Source organism: Streptomyces beijiangensis (genome assembly GCF_017315755.1).
Classification (GTDB): domain Bacteria; phylum Actinomycetota; class Actinomycetes; order Streptomycetales; family Streptomycetaceae; genus Streptomyces; species Streptomyces beijiangensis.
Window position 1 is genome coordinate 1 of the sequence record NZ_JAFLRJ010000822.1, and the last position, 786, is coordinate 786.

The following is a 786-nucleotide window of genomic DNA, read 5'->3' on the forward strand; positions in this document are numbered from 1 at the left end:
CTCCTCCCCCGCCTCCACGCCGCCTGGCTCGGCAGAGCCGCAGGCTGCCTCCTGGGCAAGCCAGTAGAAAAACTCCCCCTCCAAGCCATCCGCAGCCTCGCCAAGGCCACCGGCAACTGGCCCCTGACCACCTGGTTCACCGCCGAGGGCGTCCCCGACGCCCTCCTCCACGAACACCCCTGGAACAAACGCTCCGCCCCCACCTCCCTCGCCGAGAACATCAACGGCATGCCCGAGGACGACGACCTCAACTACCCCCTCCTCAACCTGCTCCTCCTCCAGCGCCACACCCGCCGCTTCACCACCGCCCACGTGGCCCAGCTCTGGCTCGACGAACTCCCCGCGGCCCGCACGTTCACCGCCGAACGCATCGCCTACCGCAACCTCCTCCTCGGCATCGAGCCCCCGCACACCGCCACGCACCACAACCCCTTCCGCGAATGGATCGGCGCCTCGATCCGCGCCGACATCCACGGCTGGACCAACCCCGGCGACCCGGCCGCAGCCGCCGAACAGGCCCACCGCGACGCCGCCCTCACCCACACCGCCAACGGTGTGTACGGCGCCATGTTCGTCGCCGCCACCATCGCGGCCGCGGCCACCGGCGACCACGACATCCACCAGTGCCTGCAATCAGGCCTGGCCGCCGTTCCCCCCGACTCCCGCCTGGCCCAAGCCATCCGCCACGGCATCGAGACAGCCCGCGCCCACCCCCGCCCCACCGACCTCGACGCCGTCGCCGACAACCCCCACGCCGTCCACGCCCACCACCACTCGCTCCACGTC

1 protein-coding gene is annotated in these 786 nt (G+C 71.8%); it reads left to right on the forward strand.

Features of this window, described 5'->3' with window-relative positions:
• Window positions 1-786: ADP-ribosylglycohydrolase family protein (locus J0695_RS39290; RefSeq protein WP_206969638.1), on the forward strand; the 786-nt coding region annotated here is incomplete at both ends.